Source organism: Streptomyces swartbergensis (assembly GCF_002148965.1).
Lineage (GTDB): Bacteria > Actinomycetota > Actinomycetes > Streptomycetales > Streptomycetaceae > Streptomyces > Streptomyces swartbergensis.
In genome coordinates, this window is the sequence record NZ_NGFN01000439.1 from 1 (window position 1) to 6,246 (window position 6,246).

4 protein-coding genes and 1 rRNA gene are annotated in these 6,246 nt (G+C 68.8%); 2 read left to right on the forward strand and 3 right to left on the reverse strand.

Going from position 1 to position 6,246, the window contains the following annotated elements:
- Positions 1 to 63 (reverse strand): 16S ribosomal RNA (locus tag CA983_RS39235); the annotation flags it as partial.
- 553 nt (positions 64 to 616) lie between these two features.
- Here CA983_RS39235 and CA983_RS39245 point away from each other — a divergent pair.
- Both CA983_RS39245 and ptsP read left to right on the forward strand, forming a co-directional pair.
- Entirely contained in the window at positions 617 to 1,066 is a 450-nt protein-coding gene (locus CA983_RS39245) for a PTS sugar transporter subunit IIA (protein WP_059416024.1), read from the forward strand.
- Between the two features lie 78 nt (positions 1,067 to 1,144).
- Positions 1,145 to 2,815: a phosphoenolpyruvate--protein phosphotransferase gene (gene ptsP / locus CA983_RS39250; protein WP_086605480.1), complete on the forward strand. Its 1,671-nt coding sequence runs from the start codon at positions 1,145 to 1,147 to the stop codon at positions 2,813 to 2,815.
- Positions 2,816 to 2,883: 68 nt separating this feature from the next.
- Here ptsP and CA983_RS39255 read toward each other — a convergent pair whose 3' ends face one another.
- On the reverse strand, positions 2,884 to 3,774 hold the full coding sequence (locus CA983_RS39255) for a hypothetical protein (RefSeq protein WP_086605481.1): 891 nt from the start codon (positions 3,772 to 3,774) through the stop codon (positions 2,884 to 2,886).
- Between the two features lie 221 nt (positions 3,775 to 3,995).
- Complete coding sequence (locus tag CA983_RS39260) at positions 3,996 to 5,963, reverse strand: acetoacetate--CoA ligase (protein WP_086605482.1); 1,968 nt, start codon at positions 5,961 to 5,963, stop codon at positions 3,996 to 3,998.
- Between the last annotated feature and the right edge of the window lie 283 nt (positions 5,964 to 6,246).

The following is a 6,246-nucleotide window of genomic DNA, read 5'->3' on the forward strand; positions in this document are numbered from 1 at the left end:
GACTTGCATGTGTTAAGCACGCCGCCAGCGTTCGTCCTGAGCCAGGATCAAACTCTCCGTGAATGTGTACCGGTAATCCGGTGCTACACCACGAGAGCGGAACAGTCAGGCGGAATAAGCCCGACCGTTCACAGCGTCCTCGCTGTGTTTTTTCAAAGGAACCTCGACCATCGGAAATTTCCGACGGACGGGGTATCAACATATCTGGCGTTGACTTTTGGCACGCTGTTGAGTTCTCAAGGAACGGTCGCTTCCTTTGTACTCACCCTCTCGGGCTTTCCTCCGGGCGCTTCCCTTCGTGTTCCCAACTCTACCAGTGTTTTTCCGGCCCTCTGACCACCGTCCTGCAGGCATGCAGAAGGTGACCCCGAGATAGGATCTGACAAGTTGGATGCTGCCAGGCGAGGACACGAGGTTGCGTCGCTCAGCCCCAGGCAGGAGTACGACTGTACACGCGGCCGCGGAGCGGGTGCAAATCGATGTGCGGTATGGTCTAGACCACTCTGGAGTGCTCACGCGGAACCGGCACTTCAGGTGGCATACCCTGCTGAGCAGTGTGCCGTCCCGGTACCGACAGGGACGGCCCATATCGATCTCCACCCCTGGGAGGCTTCCCATGACCACCGTGACGTCCCCACTCGCAGGACGCGCCATCGGACTGGCAGCCGTGCCGGATCCGGTCTTCTCCGGGGCCATGGTCGGCCCGGGCACAGCGATCGACCCCGTACGTGAGCCTTCCGAGGCCGTCTCGCCCGTGGACGGCGTCATCGTCTCCCTGCACCCGCACGCGTTCGTCGTCGTCGACGAGAACGGGCACGGCGTGCTCACCCACCTCGGTATCGACACCGTGCAGCTCAATGGCGAGGGTTTCGAGCTGCTCGTGAACAAGGGTGACACCGTCAGGCGCGGTCAGGGCATCGTGCGCTGGAACCCGGCTGCCGTGGAGGCCGCCGGCAAGTCCGCGGTCTGCCCGATCGTGGCGCTGGAGGCCACGGCCGAAGCGCTCTCCGATCTTCGTGACGACGGCGATGTGAAGGCCGGTGACAGTCTCTTCCTCTGGAAGTGACGTCAGTGCCGTCGTATGGCGGCTGGCAGGAGAACCAACACGGCGGCTGGATCCGCCGCACTATCGGAGACGGGTGAGATGGACACAACGCTGCGAGGCGTCGGCGTGAGCCACGGTGTGGCGATCGGCGAGGTTCGGCATATGGGAACGGCGGTGCTGGAGCCGCCCGCGAAGCAGATCCCCGCGGAGGAGGCGGAGCGTGAACAGGGGCGCGCCCGCAAGGCCGTGGAGGCTGTGGCGGCCGACTTGATGGCACGGGGCAACCTGGCGGGGGGTGAAGCCCAGGCGGTGCTCGAGGCCCAGGCCATGATGGCCCAGGACCCGGAGCTGATAGCAGACGTGGAACGGCGGATCGCCGTCGGCAGCACGGCCGAGCGCGGGGTGTACGACGCGTTCGCCGCGTACCGCGAGCTGCTCGCGGGTGCCGGTGAGTACCTCGCCGGTCGCGTAGCCGACCTCGACGACGTGCGGAATCGTATCGTCGCCCGTCTCCTGGGGGTGCCGATGCCGGGTGTGCCCGACAGCGACGAGCCCTATGTCCTTGTCGCCCGTGACCTCGCACCTGCCGACACAGCGCTGCTGGACCCGACTCTGGTGCTCGGCTTCGTCACCGAGGAGGGCGGTCCGACCAGCCACAGCGCGATTCTGGCGCGAGCCCTCGGGGTGCCGGCCGTGGTCGCGCTGCCGGGTGCCGGTGAGCTCGCCGAAGGCACGATGATCGCCGTCGACGGCAGCACCGGCGAGATCTTCGTGGACCCGAGCGATGAGAAGAAGGCTCAGCTCGAGGCCGCGGCCGCCGAGCGCAGGGCGGCACTGGCGGCCTCGACGGGTCCCGGTGCCACCGCGGACGGTCACAAGGTGCCGTTGCTCGCGAACGTCGGCGGCCCTGCGGATGTGGCGGCAGCGGTCGAGGCCGGTGCCGAGGGTGTCGGTCTCTTCCGTACCGAGTTCCTCTTCCTGGACGACAGCAAGCAGGCGCCGTCCGAGGAGAAGCAGGTCGCGGCGTACCGGCAGGTGCTGGAGGCGTTCCCCGAGGGACGCGTCGTGGTGCGGGTACTGGACGCGGGCGCGGACAAGCCGCTCGACTTCCTGACGCCGGCCGACGAGCCGAACCCGGCACTCGGCGTGCGGGGCCTGCGGACGCTGCTCGATCACCCGGAGATCCTGCGTACCCAGCTGACGGCGCTCGCGAAGGCCGCGGAAGGGCTGCCGGTCTACCTTGAGGTCATGGCCCCGATGGTCGCGGACCGCACCGATGCCCGGGCCTTCGCGGACGCGTGCCGAGAGGCTGGGCTGCGGGCGAAGTTCGGCGCGATGGTCGAGATTCCGTCGGCCGCCCTGCGGGCGCGCTCGATTCTCCAGGAGGTCGAGTTCCTGTCGCTGGGGACGAACGACCTGGCGCAGTACACCTTCGCCGCCGACCGTCAGGTGGGTGCGGTCTCCCGTCTGCAGGATCCGTGGCAGCCCGCGCTGCTCGACCTGGTGGCGCTGTCCGCCGAGGCGGCGAAGGCCGAGGGCAAGAGCTGTGGCGTCTGTGGTGAGGCCGCGTCCGATCCGCTGCTCGCGTGTGTGCTGGCTGGTCTGGGCGTCACCTCTCTTTCGATGGGCGCGGCGTCGATCCCCTATGTCCGGGCCGCGCTGGCGAAGTACACGCTGGCGCAGTGTGAGCGGGCCGCTGCGGCGGCTCGGGCCTCGGACACCGCCGAGGACGCGCGCAGCGCGGCGCGGGCGGTGTTGTCCGGCGAGTGAGCCGGCATGGCCGGCCGATGGCTGCCCGGGCGGGGCGCTCCACTGACGTGGGGCGCCCCGCCCGCTTTTCAGTGATGGTGTCCCTGTGCGGGTTTCTCCTCTCCCAGGTCGGGCGGCTCGCAGTAATCGACGTTGGATTCCGGGGAGATCAGGTCGCCGGATTCGACGTCGGTGCAGTAGGCATCGAAGACCTCGCCCGCGGTGAGGGGTTCGAGTCCGTATGCGCGCAGGCGCCAGCCGTAGACGCGGTCGGGGCTGCCCGGGGCGCTGGCGCGGATGACGAGTCCTCCTGGGCTTTCGGTGGCCAGGCCGAGGGCCAGGACTGTGGTGAACTCGAGGGCTTCGGTCTCGTCCAGTTCGACGGGGCCGCCGGTGTCGGCGACGTGGAGGGCGGCGACGAGGGTCTCGGGCGGTCCCGTGACGCTGCATACGAGGTGCCGGTTGCCGGACGGGGCTGTGTCGAGGATGCGGACGAGGAGGTCCGAGGCCCGGGCGAAGGCGGCGCGTCCGATGTCCTCGCCGCATGAGGCGCAGGCACCCAGGCGAGCGAGCAGTGTGGTCGCGTACTCCCAGGTGGCCTGTCGCACGGCCTCGTCGACGAGGGCCGGGAGGAGGTCGGACAGCGGCTGGCCCTCGTACGGAAGGGTCGGACCTGTTACCGCGAGTCGTGCGGTGAAGCGTGTGCGGCTCGACGGGTTGTCGGGGTCGAGGCCCTTTTGCTTGCAGAACTCGGCGTACTCCTCGGGGTCGAAGAGGGCCACCGTGGTGTGGCTGCCTTGTAGTGCCCGGGTCCTGAGGAGGCCTTCCACATGCTTGAGGTAGGCCGCGTGGTCGTCGAACGTGAAGCTGCGGTAGCGCCGCATGGCCCGGAAGTCGTGCTCGTCGGTGAGCAGGCCGATGGTGCCGGCGATTTCGCGGCGCAGGACCCGTCGCATGGTCCGGCTGTCGGTGTGCGTCATTGTTCCCCCTGTGCACGGTCGATCAATGCTCACTCACAGTAATCGGCGGCACTGACAACGGGGGCTCGACAAGGGGATCGCGCATCCGGATGCGGAAGAAACATGCAGGTCAATGGCCGAGTGGTCGACCTGGCTGCGTCGACAGGCCTGGTGACGGCGAGTGGTCAGTCGCGGAGGCCTCGGACTCACCGTCGCCTCCGGTGAGTCCGAGGGGGTGCCGGTCAGGCGCGTTTGCGGGCCAGGTCCTCGTAGAAGCTCAGCAGGTCGAGGTTGTCGATGGAGCCCGGGTTGACCGCCTTCTCCAGCGGGGTGCCCTGGAGGAGGCGTTTGACCGGGACCTCGATGCGTTTGCCGGTCAGGGTGTGGGGGACGCCGGGTACTTCGATGATCTCGTCGGGGATGTGGCGCGGTGACAGTTGTTCGCGGATGGTCTGCTTGATGCGGTTCTGCAGGGCCTCGTCGAGGACGGCTCCGGGGGTCAGGTGTACGAAGAGGGGCATCCAGTAGCCGCCGTCGGGCTGTTCGATGCCGATGACGAGGGATTCCCTGATCTCGGGGAGGCGCTCCACGGCCTCGTAGATGTCGGCGGATCCCATGCGTACGCCCTGGCGGTTGAGCGTGGAGTCGGAGCGGCCGTGGATGACGACGGATCCACGGGAGGTGACGGTGATCCAGTCGCCGTGCCGCCACACGCCGGGATACGTGTCGAAGTAGCTGTCGTGGTAGCGGCTGCCGTCGGGGTCGTTCCAGAAGTGGATGGGCATCGACGGCATGGGGTTGGTGACCACGAGCTCGCCGACCTCGTCGACCAGGGGGATGCCGTTCGGGTCCCAGGACTGGAGGTCGGTGCCGAGGCAGGGGGCCTGGAGTTCGCCGACGTGGACCGGGAGGGTCGGTACGGCTCCGGCGAAGCAGGAGCACACGTCGGTGCCGCCACTGACGGAGGCGATCCACAGGTCGTCGCGGACCTCGTCGTGGAGCCAGCGGAAGCCGTCGGGTGGCAGGGGCGAGCCGGTGGTGGCGACGCACTGGACGGAGGAGAGGTCGAAGTCGCGGGACGGGTGTACGCCCGCCTTGCGGCAGGCCATGACGTAGGCGGCCGAGGTGCCGTAGAGGGTGGCCTCGGTGCGTTCGGCGATGCGCCACTGGGCGCCGGTGTCCGGGTAGCCGGGGCTGCCGTCGTAGAGGACGACCGTGGTGCCGGTGAGCAGGCCGGAGACGAGGAAGTTCCACATCATCCAGCCGGTCGACGTGTACCAGAAGAAGCGGTCCTCGGGGCCCAGGTCGCAGTGCAGGCCGAGTTGCTTGAGGTGCTCGACCAGGATGCCGCCCTGGGACTGGACGATGGCCTTGGGCAGGCCGGTCGTGCCGGAGGAGTAGAGCACCCACAGGGGGTGGTCGAAGGGCACCTGCTCGAAGACGGGGTGCGTGTCGGCGCAGGTGAGGGCCGACCAGTCCAGGGCGCCCTCGGGTGCGTCGGTGCCGAGGAGGGGGATGTGGACGACGGCCCGCAGGGTGGGCAGCTCGCGGCGCAGTTCGGCGACGATCTCGCGCCGGTCGTGCTCCTTGCCGCCGTAGCGGTAGCCGTCGACCGTGAACAGCAGGACGGGTTCGACCTGCTGGAAGCGGTCCAGGACGCTTCGGGCGCCGAAGTCGGGCGCGCAGGACGTCCAGACGGCACCCACGGCGGCTGTGGCGAGGAGGGCGACGACGGCCTGCGGGACGTTGGGGAGATAGCCGCTGACACGGTCTCCGGGGCGTACGCCGAGGGCGCGCAGTTCGGCGGCCAGGGAGCCGACCTGGCGGCGCAGTTCGGCCCAGGTGACGGGGCGTGGTTCGTGTGTCTCGTCGACGTGCAGGAGAGCTGGTTCGTCAGCGCGGGTGTCGGCCGCGCGGAGGGCGTGTTCGGCGTAGTTGAGGGTCGCCCCGGGGAACCACTGGGCGCCCGGCATCGAGCGGTCGCCGAGCACGCGCGCGTAGGGCGTCGAGAAACGGACGTCGAACCACTCCGTGACGGCTTTCCAGAAGGTGCCCAGCTCGTCGACGGACCAGCGCTGGAGGGCCGCGTAGCCGCCCTCGGCGGGGGCGCCGTGGTGCTCGGCTGCCCAGGCCTGGAACCTCGTGATCCGTGCCCGGGCGATGCGCTCGGGGTCTGGCTGCCAGAGCGGATGAGGACTAGCGGTCGACATGGTCGGCTCCTGGACTGTGCGCGTCGTGTGCGTCCTCCGCGCACGGGCTGGGGTGTGCGCGTGACGCGGCTGGCACGGACAATGCCATGTGATCGACTTCGACACCAGGGTGCGCCCCACATAGTCCGTGTCGTGAAGATGTGGTCGTGGCACGGGTGAACGGCAGTTGAACGACACGCCCACGTGGGGCGGTCAGTGGCAGGGTGAGCAGCATGAACGGTCGTGACCTGGTGCGTTCGGTGAAAGCGGTGGGTTCGGTGGGCGCGGCGCAGGGTGTGCGTAC